Below are 1,694 nucleotides of genomic sequence, written 5' to 3'. Positions count from 1 at the left end.
TTGACAGTACCACCGTTGCACCACAGCAAGGCGTCGGCCTTGATCTTCTTGCCGGACTTGAGGTGCAAAATCACCCCGTTATCCAGGCCTTCGACCCGCTCGTACTCTTCGTTGTGGCGCACGGTGATGTTGTTGTTGCTGAAGTGGTAGCTCAACGCCTGGGAGATTTCCGAGTCGAGGAAGCTCAGCAACTGGTCACGGTTGTCGACCAGCTCCACCAACACACCCAGGCCACTGAAGATCGAGGCGTATTCACAGCCGATAACGCCGGCGCCATAGATGATCAGTTTGCGCGGGGTGTGGCCCAGGCTCAGGATGGTGTCGCTATCGTAGATACGCGGGTGGTGGAAATCGATATCGGCTGGGCGATACGGGCGCGAACCGGTGGCGATGATGATGTGCTTGGCCACCAGCTTCTCGACCACGCCATTGGCGCAGACCACTTCGACGGTTTGCTCGTCGGCGAAACTGCCGGTGCCAAAAAACAGGTCGACGCGGTTACGGGCGTAGTAACCCGTGCGAGACGCAACTTGCTTGGAGATGACTTTCTCGGCGCTTTTAAGCACGTCCGGGAACGAGAACCAGCGCGGCTCACCAATGGCCCGGAACATCGGGTTGGTGTTGAACTGCATGATCTGGCGCACCGAGTGACGCAAGGCCTTGGACGGGATGGTACCCAGGTGGGTGCAGTTACCGCCGACCTGGCGACGGCTATCGACCATCGCCACCTTGCGCCCCGCTTTGGCGGCGTTCATTGCCGCACCTTCTCCAGCCGGGCCGGAACCCAGTACCACCACGTCGTAGTTGTAGACAGCCATGCGTACTCCTCAGAACAGGCCAGGCGTACGGTTGGACGCCTGGCTAAATCATGCCGCGGCCAGCGGGCATGAAGGAAATTTTTGGCTCAAGTGTGTGAGCCGGGGCACAGTCTATATAAGGCTCAACGCCGCGCACATTAACCCTTGGTCGCGTCGTAGGCCAGTCTTGCCTTTACTACAGGAACTGCAAACTGGCATTACACTGCTGACACGCACCTTCGCAGGCGGGGCCATTATGCGGCATGTGGTTTTCTGTTTAATGATGATTTTTTCGCTGACAGCGCACGCCAGTGAAGCGAGTCGGCTTAAGCAAGCCGGTTTTGCTGCGCAAACGCATGAGCTGGCGCTGAAAAACCAGGCGGTGCTGGTGTATCTCTGGGCGGATGTGTATGCGGCCGCGCTGTACGCTCCAGCTGATATCAGCGCCAAACAGGCCTGGGACCAGCAAAAGGCTGTGCGCCTGGCGCTGTATTACTTTCGCGACATCGACCGCAATGATGTGATCAAGGCCGCTACGGCTACCCTTGAACGTCAGCAATCCGCTGCAACCCTCGCCCGCCTGAAGCCCGAGCTGGACCAACTGCACGCCAGTTTCCGCAACATTCGCAGCGGTGACCGTTACGCCCTGGATTTTCGTCCTGGGCGTGGGCTGAGCCTGGAGATCAATGAGCAAGTGGTGTTCAGCAGTCGCGATGATGAATTGGCGAAAGCCTACCTCGGTATCTGGCTCGCGCCGAAAGGCCTGTCGGACAGCCTGCGCAACGCCCTCCTGAACTAACCAACGCCCCCAAAAACACCAAAGAACCCTGTGGGAGCTGGCTTGCCTGCGATAGCGGTGGGTCAGCCATTCATTTGCGGACTGACACACCGCTATCG

Annotated in this window: 2 protein-coding genes; one reads left to right on the top strand and one right to left on the bottom strand. The window is 58.7% G+C overall.

Annotated features, from left to right (window positions below; all coding sequences use genetic code 11):
* Nucleotides 1-818: FAD-dependent oxidoreductase (locus FEM54_RS32030; RefSeq protein WP_138454217.1), on the bottom strand; the 818-nt coding region annotated here is incomplete at its 3' end.
* 235 nt (nucleotides 819-1,053) lie between these two features.
* Between FEM54_RS32030 and FEM54_RS32025 the strand changes: the two genes are divergently transcribed.
* Nucleotides 1,054-1,596: a chalcone isomerase family protein gene (locus FEM54_RS32025; protein ID WP_138454216.1), complete on the top strand. Its 543-nt coding sequence runs from the start codon at nucleotides 1,054-1,056 to the stop codon at nucleotides 1,594-1,596.
* Nucleotides 1,597-1,694: the final 98 nt, after the last annotated feature.

The sequence above is a fragment of the Pseudomonas edaphica genome, assembly GCF_005863185.1.
Taxonomy (GTDB): Bacteria; Pseudomonadota; Gammaproteobacteria; order Pseudomonadales; family Pseudomonadaceae; genus Aquipseudomonas; species Aquipseudomonas edaphica.
This window is presented reverse-complemented; position numbering and strand designations above follow the sequence as displayed.